The sequence below is a fragment of the Gemmatimonadaceae bacterium genome (assembly GCA_019752115.1).
GTDB lineage: Bacteria > Gemmatimonadota > Gemmatimonadetes > Gemmatimonadales > Gemmatimonadaceae > Gemmatimonas.
The window spans coordinates 50742-68845 of record JAIEMN010000010.1 but is presented as its reverse complement, the minus strand read 5'-3'; the positions used below and the strand labels follow the sequence as shown (position 1 = coordinate 68845).

The following is an 18104-nucleotide window of genomic DNA, read 5'->3' as shown; positions in this document are numbered from 1 at the left end:
CTGCACGGCCGGGTGGTCGGACCCGGTGCACATTTCCCTCCTCCATAACCCACGGCTCGACGGCCCTCCACGGGAGAGAGCATCCACCTGACTCCACGTCGAGTCAGGCGGAGTAGGCGCTTACGGGTTGCCGGTCTGTCCGCGGATCTCACCGCCGGGAAACGCGCTGCTGTGGACGTTCACGTAGGCATTGCCGGTGCGGATCAGCGTCATGAGCGAATCGAGCGACACGGCCGGCTGTCCGGCGACCGAGCGAATGTCGGTCGTGGTGAACGTGCCGGTGAGCACGCCGCTCGGTCCCATCTGCGTAGTGCGGAGCAGGTCCACCGCGATGCCCGTGGTCTGCGTCGCGTTGGCCGGCGCATGGATATGCAGGCCGGTTGGGTTGGACGCGATGCCCTGATAGGCCACGGTGAACGACACCGTGTTGCCGCTCCGTGTGAAGATTGCCGCGCCATTCGCCCCCGAGGTGTTGGCGTTGGGGCGCTCATTCGCGCCATTCATCTGCGCAAAGAGCGACGCCGCCGCCACGTTCACCGTGCCGGACATACCGGCGTGTAGCGAGCAGACGTAGGCAAAGGTGCCCGCCGACGCGAAGGTGCGCTGCACGCTGGCGCTCGAGGTGACCGGGATGCTGGTGGGCGCCCCGGCAGTCTGGAACACCACGTTGTGCTCCACCGTCCCGAAGGTCCACGTGACCGTCCCCCCCTCGGCGACGGTCACCGATGACGGGGCGAACGCGTTGGAGTTATTCGCCTGCACGGTAGCCGCGGCGGCGCCGACGGCCGGCGCATTCACGGTGATCCCGGCCGTGCCCGACGCCGTGACGCCATCGCGCGTGAGCGTGGCGGTCATCGTCGCCGAGCCCGGCGCGATCGTCGTGACGAGGCCGGACGCGGTATCCACCAACGCCTTCGTGCGGTCGCTCGTGCTGTACTTGAAGCCGGTGGCGGTGGTGATCGTGTTCCCCCGCGCGTCCTTGGCCAGCGCGGTGAGCTGCGTCGTGGCCCCGATGCCGAGCGAGGCGCTCGCGGCGGAGACCGTCAACGTGGCGAACTTCTGCGCGACTTCCACGACCGCGGTCGCCGAGACCGCGCCGCTCGTGGCCGTGATGGTGGCCGTCCCATTGCCGGTCGCGGTCACCACGGCGGAGGCGCCGGCGCCCGCCACCGTCGCCACGTTGGCATTGCTGGTCGTCCATGTGACGCTGGGCGAGGCGATCACCGCCGATTTGGCGTCGAGTACCGATGCCGACAGCGTGCGCGTCTCGCCGAAGGACACGAGCTGCCCCGTGGCCGCCGACGTCACACTGATGGAAGCAGCCACGACCGGCGCCGCGGCGGTATCGCCACTGCCGCCGCAGGCGGTGAGCGCAATGGTCCCGGAGCACGCCAGCAGCATCGCGAGCGTCCGCGGCCGGGTGCCGCGCCGAATGGTGGATCTCATGCAAGCCTCTCCTCGAAGGGTCTCCAACGACGCACCAACGTCGTCACGGCGAGGGAGAGGGCGCGGGCGCGCGGATTATTCCGCGCCTCCCGAGTCCGGCGGCCTTCTGGGGGGGCGGCGCGCTATTCCGCCGGGAACAGCGCGTCGAGCTGCGCCAGCGCCTGACGCGCGGTGGCCGGTCGCTCGCGCGGTTCGGCGGCGATCAGCGAGGCGATCCACTGCTCCAGGGAGGCGGGCGCCTCCACGCGCTCCAGCGGCGGGACCGTCAGCGGGACCACCGGGGTCCCCAGCCCCGGGGTATCGCGCAGCTTGGCCGCGAGGCCGTCGAGCGGCGTTTGTCGCCCAAAGGGCGTGCGTCCGCGCAGCGCCTCGTGCAACATGATCCCCACGGCGTACACGTCGCCCACCGCGGAGGCCGGTGCGCCGATGAGCTGTTCCGGTGCCATATAGTCGGGCGCCCCGACGGCGGCGCCCATGACCCGACCGCTCACATGGAGACTGGGTGGCATCGGCGCCTCGTCATCACCGCGGGTGCGGGCGGGGGCTTCGCCAACCCGGAGCAGCCGCGCCACGCCGGCATCGGTGATCGTCACGCGCCCGGTGGCACCGAGCAGGACGTTCTCCGGTTTGAGATCGCCGTGCACCAGCTCGCGCCCATGCAGCGCCGCGAGTCCGTACAACAGCTGACGGGCCACCGCGACGAGCGCGCGCGCCTCGAGCCCGTGATGTTCGTCCAGCGCCGTTCGCAGGCTGATCCCGCGCACCCACTCGCTGCTGATGAATACAGTGTCGAGCGCATCGCCGACATCGTGCACCCGCGCCAGATGCGTCTGCCCCAGCGCCCCCACCTGCCGGATGACGTGCAGCGCTGCCTCGCGCGCGGCCACGTCGGCGCTGAGCAGTTCGGGGCGCACCAGCTTCAGCGCGACCGTTTCGTGTCGCGCCCGATCGAAGGCGCGATACATCACGCCCGTCGGCCCGCCGCCAAGTCGCGCTTCGATATGATAGCGGTGCACGAGCCAATCCCCCGCCTCGAGATGCAGCGGTCCGGCGTCGCCGCCGCGTGAGACGGGGAGCGGCAAGGCGAGCGCGGTCTCACTGCGTCGCCCGCGGGTGCGCGGGAGATCGGCGGCGGGCGCGTTGTCGGCGGGCGCGGCCATCGTTGCCGTGGCCGCCGCCAGCTGCGCGAGACGATCGCGCTCCTCGAGCGTGCGACGCCACGCGGCAAGATCCTGCGCGAGCGCCGTGATTTCGGGCGCGGCGCCGTCGGGCGCGGCCTGCGCCGCAGGATTGCCTTCGGCGACCCGCTGCACATCCCATCGCACATGACGCAGGGGAGCGGCCACCGCGCGATCGACCAGCAGCGTGGCGCCTCCGGCCAGCAGCACCGCGAGGACGATGCCCACCAGCAACGCGTTGCGAAACCAGGTCGACCCGGCCAGCGACCCGGTCGCCGGGCGCAGGACGAGATAGCCGCCGACTTCGGTCCCGCCGGCGGTGTTGAGCGCGCTGGGATAGGAGAACCAGCTGCTGTCGCCCAAGGCGATGGTCTGCGGGGTGAGGCGTGTTCCGGTCGCCGGACGCGCGCTCGCGAGCGTATCCGTGTCGAGCGCCCGCGCGAGCGACACGCGCGATACGGAATCGAGCGGCATGGTGGCCGCCGTCACGTGCGATCGCCCGGCGTCATCGCGCAGATAGAACACCACATGCGCGCCCGTCGCGACGGCAATGTCCGCCGCCATGGCGGAGTCGAGACGGCTGGTGGCCACCAGTACCCCAAAGGCGCTGCCACCGGGCGCGGTGATCGGCACCGCGGTGGCAAGGAACAGCAAGGAATCGCCCGATCCGCCGAACCCGGTCGTCGCCTGCCCCCGCAGGGCGCCGGCAATCAGTGGCACACCGGCCAGCTGATCACCGGAGGCCGACGGTTCGTCGGACTTGGCAACCAGGACCCCGGCGGCGTCGGTGATGAAGACCCACGACGCCTCGAGTTGCTCGGCGGCTTCGAATGTCTGATCGAGAATGTCATCACGCCGCCGTTCGGCGACGAGCGTGCGGAAGTAGGGCCCCTGCACGAACACGCGCGCGCCGCCGGCCAGACTGCGTGAGCGCCCAGCGAGCAGCTGCGCCACGAGATCCGCCGCCTGCTCCAACCCACGCTCGGCCGAGGCGGCGGCGGCCCGACGGGCCCCCACGAGCGCGGTGCCAAGCACCGCCGCCAGCACCGCGGCGAGCAGGAGCAGCGTGCCCACGAACGTGCGCGCCGGGAGACGCATCACCGGGCGGGCGGGCGACCCATGCGCGACGGGCGCCTAGTACCGATCGGCACGGGTGGTCGCGTACGGCTGGCCGAACTTGTTGGTGTGCGGCTTCGCCACAAAGCCACGCCCGTCGAGCGCGATCGCGAGGGCGTTCACGCCATCCGCCGGCACCTGCACCGTCTCGACATGTTCCGGCGCGCGTTCATGCCAGACGTGCAGCCGCCACGAGCCCGCCGGCACATTCTCCAGCACAAAGGCCCCGGTGGCCGACGCGCGCGCCACATGCGCGGTCTTCACGGCGACGACGTAGTTCACCATGCGCGCGTGAATGTTGCAATAGATCGCGTACACGCCCGCACGCGGGAACGTCGCCGACCGCGTCTTGCCGGTGCGATAGAGCCCGAGATCGAACGCCCCGAGCGACGAGTTGGAGAAAACGTTGTGGCTGAACGGATCCTGATTCGGATACGCGACACTGCCGCCGGCGGCCACGATCTGCACATGCGGCTCGAACTCGCGCAGGCGCATGGCGACGGAGGCCGTCATCAACCCGGTTGGACGCGGCGCATTGTCCGACTCGAGAAAGACAATCGCGTCGCTCAGGTCCGCCGCGGGGGCGCCCGACTTGTCGAGCACCTTCACCGTACCGCGCACCGCCCCCTGCGCCCGGAGCGTTGCACGAGGCCCGAGCAGGACGGCGCCCGCGACCAGCACGCCAAGGAGGCGCCGTGCGAGCCGACGGACCGGCGTCACAGCTCGATGCCCAGGCCGAGATTGAGCTGACGGCCGCGCGCGAGCCCGCTGTTATAGCGCGTCCGGAATTCGCGCCACTCGAACGAGATGAAGAGCGGCTGCGTGGGGCGCCACTGCGTATGGACGGCGCAGGCGGTATTGCGGCGGCGATCCACCGCGCGCTCATGCACGCGATCGGTGCCGCAGCCGCCGCCGGCGATGAGCATGGGGGTCATCTGGGCGTTGAGCTGCAGCCACCCGGCGGTATCGGTGAGCGGGACGCCGGGTTGCTCGCTGACGCCCAGCGTACCGAAGTTCTGCCCAATGGCGCCACCACCCAGGCCGCGGATGAGGCGCCCGCGATAGCCCTCGCCGCGCAGTTCCACGCGCGTGCCCAACGGCACCCGGAGATCGGTGCTCACGGCCCACGAATGGAGCGACGAATCGCCGGCGACGCGGAGCGCTCCACTGTGAACGCCGACGCCGATCTCCCCACCGCGCGTGTGAACGCCCTGCGCGGCCACGACATCATGCTCGGTCCCCCAACGCACGCGCACGCGCGACTCCACCGCCGGCTTGCCGGTGAGAGCCGCGGCGTCGGGCCCCGTCAGGTTGGCGAGATGGCGTTCGTTCGCATACGGCGCCATGAGCGCCCCCTGCAGCGCGACCGACACCGCGCGCGCCCCCGCGCGCGACCACACCTCGCGCGTCACGCGCAGCTGCGGGAGCCAGTTCCACAGATTGCCCGCCGTCGCAAAGACCGGAATGCCCACGCCCGCCGAACTGATCGGATTGAGATCCGAGATCAGCGGTGTCTCGGTGCCGAGCATGATGTCGGTCTTGGGGCGCGTCAGAAAGACGCGCGCCGTGCGCAGCCGCGGTTCCGGAAAGAGCGGCGGATTGGCGTCGGTGGCGCGCGCGAAGAAGTCGACTTCCAGATCGGCGGCGAGTGTGCCACCGAGCACGCTGTCGATCGTGGCCGTCGCGCCGATGAGGGTCTGGCGAAACGACGCCCCCAGATTGGACCGTCCCGCCGATCCGTATTCGGGATCGCGGGCGCGGTCGGGGGAGGCAAAGACCGGCGATTCGCCGCCCTGCAGATTGCCCGACGAGCGGAAGCTGTTCATGACGAGGCGCGCCGAGAGCTCGAGCTGCGCGCGGGAACGCAGGCGCACCTGCGCGGCCGATTCCGTCGCCAGCTGTTCGCGGAGCAATCGCAGCGCCTCTTCGGTCCGCGCCAGACGCGCGGCCAGCGAATCGAGCGACGTCGCCGTGGACGTCGAGTCGCGCGGCGGCGCGACCTGCGCGTCGAGCGGCGCCCGTGGGGCAGCGACAGCTAGGCCAGCGCCAAGCATCAGCATGCGGACGCGGTGGGCGACGTTCCGTCGCCCGGGAAGATCGGTGGTGGGAAACACGCCCCCAATTGGCGGCGTGCGCACGGCGTGCGCAACTCGAACCGTTTGATTGGTGTCACAGCCTTTCCAGAAGCGCAGCGTGATCACGCGGTTCGCACGTCGTCACCCCGTCGTCGGCCTGCGCACCACACCAGCGGAGGCGTCAACGGGCGACCGGCTGAAGCCCCTGCAACGTGCGCCACGTCACGTCACCAACCAGAAACGCACCGCCCTGCGCTTCGGTCCACCCCACGACGCCCACGTTGCCATCCTGCGCGGCGATCGGCTGACCGGCGCCAAAGGCGCGACGGATGTCCACCGCACGGAACAGCGCGGCGTCGGAGAGGGCGTACTGCATGATCACGCGATCGTGCCATCGGTACGCGAGCACCGCCGCCAGCTCCCCATCGAGCTCGGTCGTCCACGCCCCCACCAGACGGAGATCATCGCGGAGCAACGGCCACACCGGAAACGCCACCGCCGCGCGCACGGCGTCGAGGTCGCGCGCGCGCCCCGGCAGGTCACGACCACTCGCCCGGCGGAAATCGGCGGCCACGGCGGCGACCACGGTGGGTTCGGCCGTGAGGACGACGGGCGCGGGCGTACTCGCCCCGCCCGCGCGCCACCGCGGCCACGTCTGCGCCACCGCGAGGCTGATCACCGCGCATCCGACCAGCGCCGCCCACCACACGCGCCGTGAACCGCGCGCCGGGGCTGCGGGCACCGGCGCGGGCGCGGGCATGGCGCTCGTCACTGCGCGGACCTTGGAGAGCAACGCCGGCGAGACGGGCGCGACCGCGAGCGTCGCCACCCGGTCGGCCAGCGCCTGCTGAATGCGCACCTCCCGACGGCAGCGGTCGCACCCCAGGAGGTGCGCCTCGACCTGCGTCATGGTTTCGAGTGGCAGCTCCCCGTCGGCATAGGCCCCGAGCAGCGTGGCGAGAATATCGTGGCGCGCCTGGCGCGTCGCGTCGTCCTCCGGCTGCGGCCGCGCGCCGGGGACCGCCCCCCCCATCCAGTCGGTCATGAGCGCCTCCGCGAGGGGCGCGTGGCGACGGGCTCGGCGCTGAGGTCCGCGCCGAGGGCCCACTCGTGCTGCCGTTCCTGAATGACGCCGGCGAGCAAGCGGCGTCCACGCGAAATGCGGCTCATGACGGTTCCGATGGGAATGCCAAGGAGTTCGGCAATCTCGATGTACTTGAAGCCGGAGATGTCGTGCAGCTCCACCGCGGTGGCGAAGTCCTCCGGGATGCTCGCCAGCGCCGCGCGGAGCAGCTCCGCGTCCAGGCGGCCGACGACATCGAGGAAGACCTGATCGCCCTCGCCCGCCACCAGGGCCTCATGCACATCCTCGAGGCGGGACATGGGCACCAGCCGCGCCCGCCGACCGGCGCGATCGGCCATATCGCTCAGCACCGTCCGCAGAATCGTGTACAGCCACGCGCGCACCCGCGTCGGGTCGCGCAGTTCATCGAAGGCGCTCCACGCCCGCACGCAGGTGTCCTGCACGGCGTCTTCGGCGTCGCTGCTCGAGGCCATGCGCCGCGCGGCAAAGCCGAGCAGTTGGCCGAGATGCGGGGTGACGAGTTCCTCGAATCGCTGCTGGCGACGGGCGAGGACAGCGGGAGTGGCGGTCATGGACCCGGGGACGGGGGGACGGGCGAAGTTATTCCCGTTCCTGATCGGCGGTCAGAGGGGGACCGCCGACAGCGGTTTACAGCCGGGGACAGCGCCCGCAGGTTGGTCCCATGACTCTCCGTTCCCAGCTCCCTGCGCTCCTGTTCGCCGCCGGTCTGGTGGCGTTCGCGACCCCGGCCCTCGCCCAACCGTCACCCCGGTCGGCGTTGACCGGGCCCGGCGTCTCCGCCTCGCTCGCCGGGGTCCGTCGGGCCTCCCTGCGCCACGTCGCCTACGACCTCGCCCTGACCGTCTCGGCGGGCGATACGGCGAGCGGGCGGGTGACCGTGCGCTTCGAGCGCTCGGGGGCGGGCGACGTGATCCTGGACTTCCGGGGACTGGGGATCGGCGAGGCCTCCGTCAACGGCGCGCCCTGGCCGGACGCCGCGCGGTCGTGGAACCGCCAGCACCTCACCGTACCGGCCGCGCGCCTCAAGCCGGGCGCCAACACACTCACCCTGGCCTTCCAGACGCCGGTGGCGAACGCGGGGGCGGCGATCATCCGCTATCGCGACGTGACCGACGGGCAGACGTACCTGTACACGCTGCTCGTGCCGTCCGACGCCAACCTGCTCTTCCCCTGCTTCGACCAGCCCGATCTCAAGGCCCGCGTGACCTTCCGGCTCACCGCCCCCAAGGCCTGGGTGGCGCTGGCCAATGGCGCCGAGGTGGGCGCCGATACCACCGGCGATCAGGTCACGCATCGCTTTGCCGAAACGCGGCCCCTCAGCACGTATCTCATTGCCTTTGCCGCCGGGCCCTGGGCGGTGCATACGCGTGCCGAAGCGATCCGCGAGGGAGCGGCCCCCGTCCCCGTGCAGCTGTTCGTGCGGGCCACGCGCGCCAAGGAGGCCGAAGGCGATACGCTGGTCGCGCTCAATGCGAAGGCGCTGCGCTGGCTGGGCCGCTACTTCGACACGCCGTACGGCTTCGACAAGTATGCGTCGCTCCTCGCCCCGGCGTTCCCCTTTGGCGGGATGGAGCACCCGGGCGCGGTCTTCTACAACGAAGACAGTTTCATCTATCGCGAGCGCCCCACGACGTCGCAGCTGCTCGGCCGGCAGGCGACGATCTTCCACGAGGTCGCGCATCAGTGGTTCGGCGATCTCGTCACCATGCGCTGGTTCGACGACCTCTGGCTCAAGGAGGGATTCGCGACCTTCATGGCGGCGCGGATGCAGGCGGAGGTCGATCCACAGGCGAACGCGTGGAAGACGTTCTACCTGCGCAACAAGCCGGTGGCGTACGGGACCGATGCGACGCTGGGGACGACGCCGGTGTGGCAGGCGCTCGGGAATCTCGATCAGGCCAAGAGCAACTACGGCCCGATCGTGTACAACAAGGCGCCGAGTGTGCTGCGGCAGCTCGAGTATCTGGTCGGGCCGGCGGCGTTCCAGCGCGGGGTGCAGACGTTCCTGCGGACCCATGCTTACGGCAATGCGACGTGGCAGGCGCTGTTGGCGGCAATCGGTACGGCGTCCGGGCGCGACCTGACGGCGTGGGGCCGACAGTGGATGCTGCGCCCCGGCATGCCCATCGTGCAGCAGCAGCTACGGGTCGCGAACGGCAGGATCACGCGCCTCGCGCTCGTGCAGCGGCCGGCGCAACCCAGTCTCTCCGGGAAGGGCACGTGGCCGCTCAAGATGCAGGTGCTGCTTTATCGTGCCGGCGGCCCCCCCGTGCGGCTGCCGGTGGAGCTCCGGGGGGATACGACGGTCGTCACCGCGGCGGCTGGCCAGGCCGCGCCGGATTTCGTGTATGCCAACGATGGCGACTACGGCTATGCGATCGTGCTCCCCGACAGTGCCAGTGTGCAGTGGCTCGAGCAGCACATCGAGCAGGTGCCGGATGATTTCCTGCGGGCGATGCTCTGGGGCTCGTTGTGGGATCTGGTGCGCGAGGCGCAGCTCGATCCGCTGCGCTATGCGCGGATGGCGATGCGGGCGTTGCCGACGGAACGCGATGAGCAGCTGGCGGGGACGCTCGTGGGCCGCCTGTCCACGGCGCTGACGCGCTACGGGGCCGCGGCGGCGCGCGACGCGATGCTGCCGGAGGTGGAGCAGCTGCTGCTCACCGGCGCCGCCGACTCGACGCGCAGCTACGGGACGCGCAAGTCGCATCTCGATACGTACATCGGACTGGCGCGCACTCCGGCGGCGCTGGGGCGCCTGCGCGGCTGGCTGGCGGGGGATACGATCGCCGGCCTGCCGCTGCGCGCGCCGACGCGGTGGAGCCTGGTGACGCGGCTGGTGGCCCGTGGCGCGCCGGATGCCGATGCGCTCATTGCCGCCGAGCGGGCGCGCGACAACACCAGCGAAGGGCAGCGGCAGGCCTTCGTGGCGGCGGCGGCCAAGCCAGACAGTGCCGTGAAGGCGGCGCTCTTCACGCGGTGGTTTGGCGACGCCTCGCTCAATGAGGAGTGGGTGACGTCGAGCCTGCGGGCCTTCCATGAGCCGGAGCAGCAGGCGCTCACGCGGCGCTATCTCGCCCCGGCGCTCGATACGCTGCCGTGGGTGCAACAGAACCGGCGGATCTTCTTTCTGGGATCGTGGCTGGGGGGGACGCTGGGCGGGCAGAGCGATCCGGCGGCGCTGGCGATCGTGGACCAGTGGTTGGCCGGGCATCCCGAGCTGGCGCCCGACCTGCGGCAGAAGGTGCTGCAGTCGCGAGACGAGCTCGAGCGTACGGTCACGATCCGGGCGCGGTTCGCGGCGCCGTCCCCGTAGGACTTACAGTCCAGTCCGCTTCGGTCCTAATCGATGGGACCGTTGTGACGCAAGTCTGGCCATCTGCGGTTCCAACCGTAGTATCAGCCTTCTGCCGCCTGCCTCGTCCCGCGCGAGCGGCGGATTCTGGGACGGGCCGTCATTCCGGCGGTCGTCGTTCCATCCCCAGCAGTTCGTTGTTCTCCATTTCCCTCTTGTGGAGCCCTCATGAGCAGGTTGTTCCGGATGGTGACCGCCCTCGCGGTCGCCGCACTGCCCTTCCGCGCCGACGCCCAGTCCCGAGATATCTCGGGCACGGTGAAGATGGCGGGAAGCGGTCAGCCCATCGCCGAAGTGACGGTTGGCATCGTCGGCCAGCAGGTCGGCGTCCGCACCAATGAGAAGGGCGAGTTCCGCCTTCGCGTCCCGTCGGGTGAAGTCGTGGTCGTCGCGCGCACGCTTGGCTACAAGCGGCAGACGATCCGCGTCGGCCCGAACGAGAACACGGCGAACTTCGTCCTCGAAAAGGACGTACTGCAGCTCGAAGGTGTGACGGTGACGGGTGCGGCCACGACGACGGACCGGAAGGTCGCGACGACGGCCGTGGCCTCGGTGAACACGGCGGAACTCAACCGCGTGCCGGCCCGCTCGATCGAAGGCAACCTGGCCGGTAAGGTCGCGGGTGCCCGCATGTTCGAGAACAGCGGCGCGCCGGGCGGTGGTGCGCAGATCCAGATCCGTGGTGCGACGTCGGTGCTCGGCTCCGGCGACCCGCTCTACGTCGTGGACGGCGTCATCATCTCGAACGCCAGCATCTCGTCGGGTGCCTCGTCGGTCAGCCGCGCGAGCGGTTCGACGGGCTCGAGCCAGGACCAGGTCGTGAACCGCCTGGCCGACCTCAACCCGAACGACATCGAGAACATCGAAGTCCTCAAGTCGGCGGCGGCCTCGGCCATTTACGGCTCGCGCGCCACGAACGGCGTCGTGGTCATCACGACGAAGCGTGGCCGTCAGGGCCGCCCGACGTGGAACGTCGTGCAGCGCGTCGGCTCGCAGCAGGCGCAGCGCCTCCTCGGGCACCGCAGCTTCGCCAACTACGCTGAAGTGGCGCCGTACGTCGGCGGCTCGCTCGGTGACTCGATCGCCAAGGCGGTCTGCGGCTCGGGCGCCTGCCCGTCCTACGACTGGTAGAAGCAGCTCTACGGCGAGACGACCCCGTCGTACGAGACGCTGCTCTCGGCGGCCGGCGGCGTGAACAACACCCGCTTCTTCGTGTCGCTCAACGACCGTCAGGAGTCGGGCATCATGAAGTACACGGGCGCCCGTCGTACGGGTGGCCGCATCAACCTCGATCAGACGCTCGGCACCAAGTGGACGGTGAGCGCCGGTCTCGACGTGACGCGCAACTACTTCGCGCGCGGCTTCGGCAACAACGACAACGCCGGTATCAGCCCGATCTACAACATGGGCTACAACCCGGCGATCATCGACCTGACGAAGCGTGACGCCACGGGCCGCTACGTGCGCATGCCGTTCTATACGGGCAGCGCGACGCCGGGCACGGCGACGTCGAATCCGTTCGAAGTGCTCGAGCGCGTGACGAACAACGAAAGCGTGTGGCGCCAGGCGGCGTCGACGCGCATCGGCTACACGGCGCTCTCGACCACCAAGAACTCGGTGCAGCTCTCGTACCTGTCGGGTGTGGACCGCTTCCAGCAGGAAGGCTTCCAGTACTCGCCGAACTACATGCAGTACGAGCCGGCCGACGGCTTCCTCGGCACGGTCAACCAGGTCAACGCGTCGAGCTTCCAGTTCAACCAGGGCATCAACGCGGTGTGGACGTTCACGCCGGGGTGGAGCTGGTTCACGTCGGCCACGACCTCGACGGGTGGCACGTACGAAAACCAGCGCCTGAACACGTACAGCCTGCGTGGCCGCGGCCTGCTGCCGACGCGTCAGATCGCGACCGGCGCGCAGGACCTGGCGATCACGAACGGCCGGTCGGAGTTCCGTGACCAGTCGTACTACGTGAACGAGCAGCTCCTGCTCCTCAACGAAAAGCTCTCGGTGAACGCCGGTCTCCGTGCCGACCGTTCGAGCGCCAACGGCGACCGCGAGAAGTTCTACAGCTTCCCGAAGTTCTCGGCGTCGTACCGCTTCACGAACGTGTGGACGGACAAGATCGACGAAATCAAGATCCGCGCCGCGAAGGGTCAGTCGGGTAACCGTCCGCGCTACGGCGACCGTGACGTGCTCTACGCCGACGGTGGTCTGATCGGTGGTGGTGGCTCGCTCGTGTCGAACGGCACGCTCGGCAACACGAAGATCAAGCCGGAAGTGATGAACGAGACCGAGTTCGGTACCGACATCCAGCTCTTCAAGGGTCGCCTCGGCCTCGAGTTCACGCGCTACCAGCGCCAGATCAAGGATCTGCTCCTGACCTTCCCGCTGCCCCCGTCGTCGGGTCTCGGCAGCCAGGTCATCAACGGCGGCCAGCTCTCGGTGCTCGGTACGGAAGGCGTCATCTCGGCGGTGCCGCTCCGCAAGGGCAACCTCGAGTGGACCACGCGCATCATCTACAACGCGAACCAGCAGTACACGGACAACATCCCGGTGCCGGCGTTCGCGGTGGGTGGCTCCTTCGGTGCCTCCTACGGCCGCAACCGTATCGCCACGGACACGAAGTCCACGTACATCTGGGGTAATGCCCCGCTGGGCGTGAACGGAGCCGTGCGCGACACGATCCTGTTCGACTCGAACCCGATCCACACGACGACGTTCAACAACGACTTCACCTGGAAGCGGTGGGGCGTCTCGGCGCTCGTGGACTGGCGCAACGGTGGGTACGTCTCGAACATGACGAACAACCTGTGGGACGAAGGCGGCCAGTCGCGCGACTTCGTGGCCAAGGGCAAGGACCGCTACGACACGTTCAACAAGGGCGACATCCGCCCCTACATCCAGAACGGTTCGTACGTGAAGATCCGCGAAGTGACGCTGAACTACACGGCGCCGGATTCGTGGGCCAGCAAGATCCCGGGTGCCCGCTCGATGCGCTTCAACCTCAGCGGCCGTAACCTCGCGATCATCTCCAAGTACTGGAGCTTCGACCCGGAGTTCTCGAACTTCGGCAACTCGAACTTCAACCGGTTCATCGACCTCGCGCCGTTCCCGTCGAGCCGGCAGTTCTTCTTCACCGTCGACCTGGGCTTCTAACCCATGACGACGACATCACTCAAGACGACCACGAATTCCGTGAAGACGTCCCTCGCTACGCTGCGCGCGGTCGGCGCGCTCGCGTCGCTGGCGGCCCTTGCCGCCTGCAACTCTGATAAGCTCGTGCTGAGCAACCCGAACGCGCCCACCGTGGAAGCGGCGGCGGCGGACCCGCAGGCGCTGCAGCTGCAGGCCAACGGCCTGCTCCGTCAGCTCCGCAACGGCCGCGGCGCGTTCATCACGTCCACCGGCCGCTTTGGCCGCGAAGCGTACATCTACACCCCGCAGGAAGGCCGTAACACGTCGGCCTACCTCATCGGCATCTCCGGCCAGAACAAGCTCGACCCGGCCGGCTTTGCGGTGGAGAACTGGGGCACGCAGTACGGCAACCTGCGCGACATCTTCAACTTCAAGAATTCGGCGACGAATTCGACGCTGTTGACGGCCGAGCAGAAGAGTGCCGCACTGGGCTTCGCCCGCACGCTCGAAGGGCTGGAGCTGCTGTACGTCATCTCGACGCGTGATACGCTCGGTCTCGTGGTGGAGATCAAGCAGAACGCGTCGGACCTCGCGGCGTTCGTGTCGCGGGACTCGGCGTACAAGTACATCATCAACACGCTGGACGACGGTGCGGCGAAGCTGGCGGCGGGCGGGAGCGCGTTCCCGTTCACCATGCATGCCGGCTTCAACGGCTTCAACACGCCGAGCACGTTCCGCCAGTTCAACCGCGCCATCGCGGCGCGTGCGAACGCCTACTACGCCACGTCGGGTGGTGGCACGGCGGCCTGGCAGGCGGCGCTGACGGCGCTGACGGCCTCGTTCATGAACACCGGCGCGACCACGCGTGCGGCGCTCGACGCGGGTCCGTCGCATCCGTACTCGACGGCCTCGGGTGACGCCAACAATCCGCTCAACTCGGTCACGAACACCGACCTGTTTGCGCACATGAGCATTCAGACGGATGCGCAGCTGAAGGCGGATGGCAACCCGGACGATCGCTACACGGCCAAGATCGGTACCCGCGCGACGCGTAACGCGCCGCAGGGTCTGGGCATCGCGTCGTCGCTCGGCTTCAACATGTATCCGACGACGTCGAGCAGCCTGCCGATCATCCGCAACGAAGAGCTCCTGCTCCTCCGCGCCGAAGCGCTGCTGGCCACGGGCGACAAGGCGGGTGCGATTGCGATCATCAACCAGATCCGTCAGTCGTCGGGTGGCCTGCCCGCCTCGACGCTCACCACCGCGTCCACGGATGCGGCGGTGCTGACCGAACTGCTGTACAACAAGCGGTACTCGCTCCTCCTCGAGGGGCACCGCTGGATCGACATGCGTCGCTACGGCCGCCTGAACCAGCTCCCGCTGGACATCGCGACCGGCACGAACGCGCACTTCGTGGCGCGCGTGCAGCCGATCCCGCAGGGCGAGTGCCTCGTCCGCGCGGGCAAGACGGGCGCGCTGGCCGGCCCGGGCTGCTAAGGCCCCCCGGCAACACAACGGCCCCGCGTGCGATGCACGCGGGGCCGTTTTGCTTTCGGGAGCGGTCAGGTCTCAGGTCTCAGGTCTCGCTGCTCACGGCTCGGCTCTCGGTTCTCAACGGAAACCAAGACTATTTCCTTTGAGAACTGAGAGCCGAGCGGTGAGCATCGAGACTGGAGCGATGAGATGGGAAACCGTGCCGGCTTAGTAGCCGTCCCGTGTCCACACCGCGATCACCCCGCAGCGCCGATCAGGGCCACCGAACTGGGGCGGGACCGTGGCGGAGCCGGAGTAGACCTCGATGCCGGCGATCTGCTTCGGGGGCGGGAGGAGATCGAGATTGAAGTTGCGCGGCAGGATGATGCCGTCGAGCAGCACCTGCATGGCGCACGCGCCAGCGCCGTCCCCAAAGACCGAGCCGCCTTCACGCTTGGAGAGCGCCACGGTGCCGGCGAACTGATCGCCACTCAGTGGCGAGACGATCACGCCGGTGAGGTTGCGGAGGAAGTCCTTGGCGTACATGGAGCCGCGGCGTTCGAGCATATCGCGGGTGACGAACTGCCCCGTGCCGAGCTTGCGGCGCTGTTCGAACTCCAGCATGCGGAGCGACACGCGCTGTTCGCGCACGCGCACGGTGTCGAGGAGCATGCCGCTGCGGACGAGCGCGTAGGCGAGGCGCACCGTGTCGCCGGCCGGGACCTCGATGATGCCGGAGGTCGGCGCGAACCCGATGCGCCGGACCACGATGAGGTACTGACCGGACGGCACCTGCATCATGCGGAAGCGGCCGTTCTCCCCGGTGATGACCTTGGCCGCCGTACCGATGACCGTGACGTCGGCATTATCGAGGGGCGTCAGCAGTGTGTCGGTCACGACGCCGTCGATTACGGCAAAGCCGCCCTGCCGCGCGAGCTGCTGCTCGCGCTCCATCCGGATGCGGTCCTGCATGGTGGTCCGCTGCTGGGCGCCGGCGGTGGCCGCCAGGGTGACCGACAGCAGGGCGGCCGACATCGCGCCGGCCACGTGGGCTCGGGGGCGACGAGAAAAGATGCGCATATCGATGACGGGGCTCAGTGCTTCGCCAGATCGCCGCAGGCCACGATGATCTGCATCGCGGCGGCGGCGTCGTGAATGTTCACGTAGTACGTGCTGGTATCACTCAGGGCCACATCGAGTTTGGCCGTGGCACTGCCATGGCCCTTGAGGTCAATCGCGATGGGGCTGTAGGCCCGCGCACTGCCCACGACGCCGCCACTCTTGGTGCAGCTGCCGGCGTGGATGTGCCACGGACGCGTCGCGCCGGGCGTGTCGCCGTCGAGCGTGACCGTGACCTCGGAACCGGCGCCGTTGGCCCCGGGCTTCACCACCGCCGAGCCGGAGACCTTGCGGCCGTCCCTGCCCGCGAGCGTTGTGGTCCAGTCGCGCAGCCGCGCCGATGCGGGGGTGCTGACCGCCAGGGCGGTCAGCACACCGGTGGCCGCGAGCAACAGCAGGAGTGAACGACGCATACGGGGAATCCTGGGGGAGTGACTTAACGCCGGGGTGGTGACCCCGGTCGGGCGGGACCGGTGGAATTTGCCACCGGGCGCTTGGGGGATGCTACACCGGAGCCCGCCGGAGTGCCCGCCGGACCGCTGCGAACGGGCGGGCGGGCGTTGCCCCTGACCCCGGGCGAGGGGGGCGCGGTCATCCCCTCGCGGGCGTCGATCAGAAAGATCACGCCAACAACCAGGATCACGAGCACGAAGAGCAACAGCAGCAGACGTGTGCGGAGCGGTGGCTGAATGAACAGACTCGCCACCAGCGTCGGCAGGACGATCAGCACGGTGCGCAGCAGCCGCCGGTCGAAGGGGCGCGGCGCGAGCGGTGTCCCGCGCGGAACGATCTTGAGGCGATACTCGACCTCGGCGAACAGCGCCCAGATCGCACGTTCGAGCCGCATGAACCAGTAGACGGGGTTCACACGCTGCAGCAGGGTGGGTGTGGACATAGTGGGTCAACGCGTGAGGCCGTGGTTCCGATCCCCAAGCGGTGCCGCGACTTAGCGCGCGTCAGCTGCGTTCGACGATGCGGTCGATGAGGAAGCTGGACTGCTCGAGCGCTTCGGCGGTGAAGTCGCCGAAGAACGTGCGCACCTCGCCGAACAGCCGGGCAAAGGTCTCCTGATCACCCTCGGCGATGACGCGCGCCAACTCCTGCGCCGACGCGCTGAACGCCGCCGTCACGTCCGCGGATCGGGGGTTCCGCATCTCGATCGGGCCATAGAGTGCGGGGTCCTGGGCAAAGTGCCGCGCCGCCACGTAGAGCTCGAGCAGGTAGGCCGGCGATGTGAACGGCATCGTTTCGGCGAGCGGGAGCCCGAGGCGCGACAGGGTGATCCCCTGCACCTGCGTCTGAAAGTGCGTCAGCACCTGCACCACGCTCATGACCCGATCGTGCTGGGCCGGCGACGTCTCGGTCACCGACAGGCCGCGCGCGGTGAAGGTATGCACCACCCAGTCGGCCCAGGCATCGCCCCGGGCCCGGCACACGACCACGCGCTGCCCCTGCAGCGTGTGCACGCTGGGACCGAACATCGGGTGGGTGCCCACCACACTGGCCGCGGTGGACTCCAGCATGGCCTGCACGGGAGCTCCCTTGATGCTCGTGACGTCCATTAGGAGCGACTCGGCGCGCACGTGCGGGCCGACCTCCCGGATCACCGCCTCGGTGTGCTCAATGGGGACCGACACGACCACCACGTCGGCCGCCGCCGCGGCTTCGGCCGCGCGGAGTTCGGTGTCGCGGTCCACGAGCAGGAGGCGATGCCCGAGATCACCGAACAGGCGGGCGAGCAGCCGACCGATCTTGCCGTGGCCACCGATCACGGCAACAGTGCGCACCGGCTCATTGAGGGGGATTTCGGCGCGCAGCGCCGCCTGATGGTCGCGGCTGGACCGCAGCAGCAGGCGGAAGATCGATTCGATCTCCCCGGCGGGCAGACCAAGTTCCACGGCGCGTTCATGGCGATCGCGGAGCACCTCGCGCTCGCGTTCGGCGTCGCGGATGCGCACGCCGTGCTGCCGCTTGTACGCCGCGACCTCGGCCACCAGCGCCATCCGCCGGGCCATGATCTGCAGCAGGTCCCGATCGAGGGCGTCGATCATGGCCCGCAGCACCGGGAGCGGCCGCGGCGCGCCTGGCGCCTGCTCGGTCAT

The 18104-nt window shown here is 69.3% G+C and carries 14 protein-coding genes; 4 read left to right on the top strand and 10 right to left on the bottom strand.

From position 1 onward, the window contains the following. Positions 1-120 precede the first annotated feature (120 nt). The 6 genes from K2R93_05240 to K2R93_05215 all read right to left on the bottom strand — a co-directional run bounded on the left by K2R93_05240 (position 121) and on the right by K2R93_05215 (position 7471). Positions 121-1446 (bottom strand): CHRD domain-containing protein, encoded by a 1326-nt coding sequence (locus K2R93_05240; GenBank protein MBY0489224.1) that lies wholly within the window; start codon positions 1444-1446, stop codon positions 121-123. 122 nt (positions 1447-1568) lie between these two features. After that, positions 1569-3725, bottom strand: coding sequence for a protein kinase (locus K2R93_05235; protein ID MBY0489223.1), 2157 nt, complete (start codon positions 3723-3725; stop codon positions 1569-1571). A gap of 33 nt (positions 3726-3758) precedes the next feature. Then, entirely contained in the window at positions 3759-4460 is a 702-nt protein-coding gene (locus K2R93_05230) for a hypothetical protein (protein MBY0489222.1), read from the bottom strand. Then, positions 4457-5854, bottom strand: a complete 1398-nt coding sequence (locus K2R93_05225; protein MBY0489221.1) for a hypothetical protein — start codon at positions 5852-5854, stop codon at positions 4457-4459. The genes K2R93_05230 and K2R93_05225 overlap by 4 nt, the downstream gene beginning before the upstream one ends. A gap of 142 nt (positions 5855-5996) precedes the next feature. Further along, positions 5997-6860 carry a zf-HC2 domain-containing protein gene (locus K2R93_05220; GenBank protein ID MBY0489220.1) on the bottom strand — a complete coding sequence of 288 codons (864 nt, stop codon included), beginning with the start codon at positions 6858-6860 and terminating at the stop codon, positions 5997-5999. Continuing rightward, positions 6857-7471 (bottom strand): sigma-70 family RNA polymerase sigma factor, encoded by a 615-nt coding sequence (locus tag K2R93_05215; GenBank protein MBY0489219.1) that lies wholly within the window; start codon positions 7469-7471, stop codon positions 6857-6859. The genes K2R93_05220 and K2R93_05215 overlap by 4 nt, the downstream gene beginning before the upstream one ends. Positions 7472-7581: 110 nt before the next feature. On the opposite strand from K2R93_05215, the gene K2R93_05210 reads away from it, so the two are divergent. From K2R93_05210 to K2R93_05195, 4 genes are all read left to right on the top strand, one after another. Next, complete coding sequence (locus tag K2R93_05210; GenBank protein MBY0489218.1) at positions 7582-10236, top strand: ERAP1-like C-terminal domain-containing protein; 2655 nt, start codon at positions 7582-7584, stop codon at positions 10234-10236. A gap of 207 nt (positions 10237-10443) precedes the next feature. Then, a complete protein-coding gene (locus K2R93_05205) occupies positions 10444-11406 on the top strand; it encodes a TonB-dependent receptor plug domain-containing protein (protein MBY0489217.1) in 963 nt (320 codons plus the stop codon). A 60-nt stretch (positions 11407-11466) separates the two neighbouring features. Beyond that, complete coding sequence (locus K2R93_05200) at positions 11467-13431, top strand: TonB-dependent receptor (protein ID MBY0489216.1); 1965 nt, start codon at positions 11467-11469, stop codon at positions 13429-13431. A gap of 3 nt (positions 13432-13434) precedes the next feature. Beyond that, a complete protein-coding gene (locus K2R93_05195) occupies positions 13435-14907 on the top strand; it encodes a RagB/SusD family nutrient uptake outer membrane protein (protein ID MBY0489215.1) in 1473 nt (490 codons plus the stop codon). A gap of 204 nt (positions 14908-15111) precedes the next feature. Here K2R93_05195 and K2R93_05190 read toward each other — a convergent pair whose 3' ends face one another. The 4 genes from K2R93_05190 to tyrA form a co-directional block, all read right to left on the bottom strand. Then, on the bottom strand, positions 15112-15963 hold the full coding sequence (locus tag K2R93_05190) for a carboxypeptidase regulatory-like domain-containing protein (protein MBY0489214.1): 852 nt from the start codon (positions 15961-15963) through the stop codon (positions 15112-15114). A gap of 14 nt (positions 15964-15977) precedes the next feature. Beyond that, the gene (locus K2R93_05185; GenBank protein ID MBY0489213.1) at positions 15978-16415 is read right to left on the bottom strand and encodes a CHRD domain-containing protein; all 438 of its coding nucleotides are present in this window, start codon (positions 16413-16415) and stop codon (positions 15978-15980) included. 23 nt (positions 16416-16438) lie between these two features. Next, a complete protein-coding gene (locus tag K2R93_05180) occupies positions 16439-16897 on the bottom strand; it encodes a hypothetical protein (GenBank protein ID MBY0489212.1) in 459 nt (152 codons plus the stop codon). A gap of 61 nt (positions 16898-16958) precedes the next feature. Then, the gene (gene tyrA / locus K2R93_05175) at positions 16959-18104 is read right to left on the bottom strand and encodes a bifunctional chorismate mutase/prephenate dehydrogenase (GenBank protein ID MBY0489211.1); all 1146 of its coding nucleotides are present in this window, start codon (positions 18102-18104) and stop codon (positions 16959-16961) included.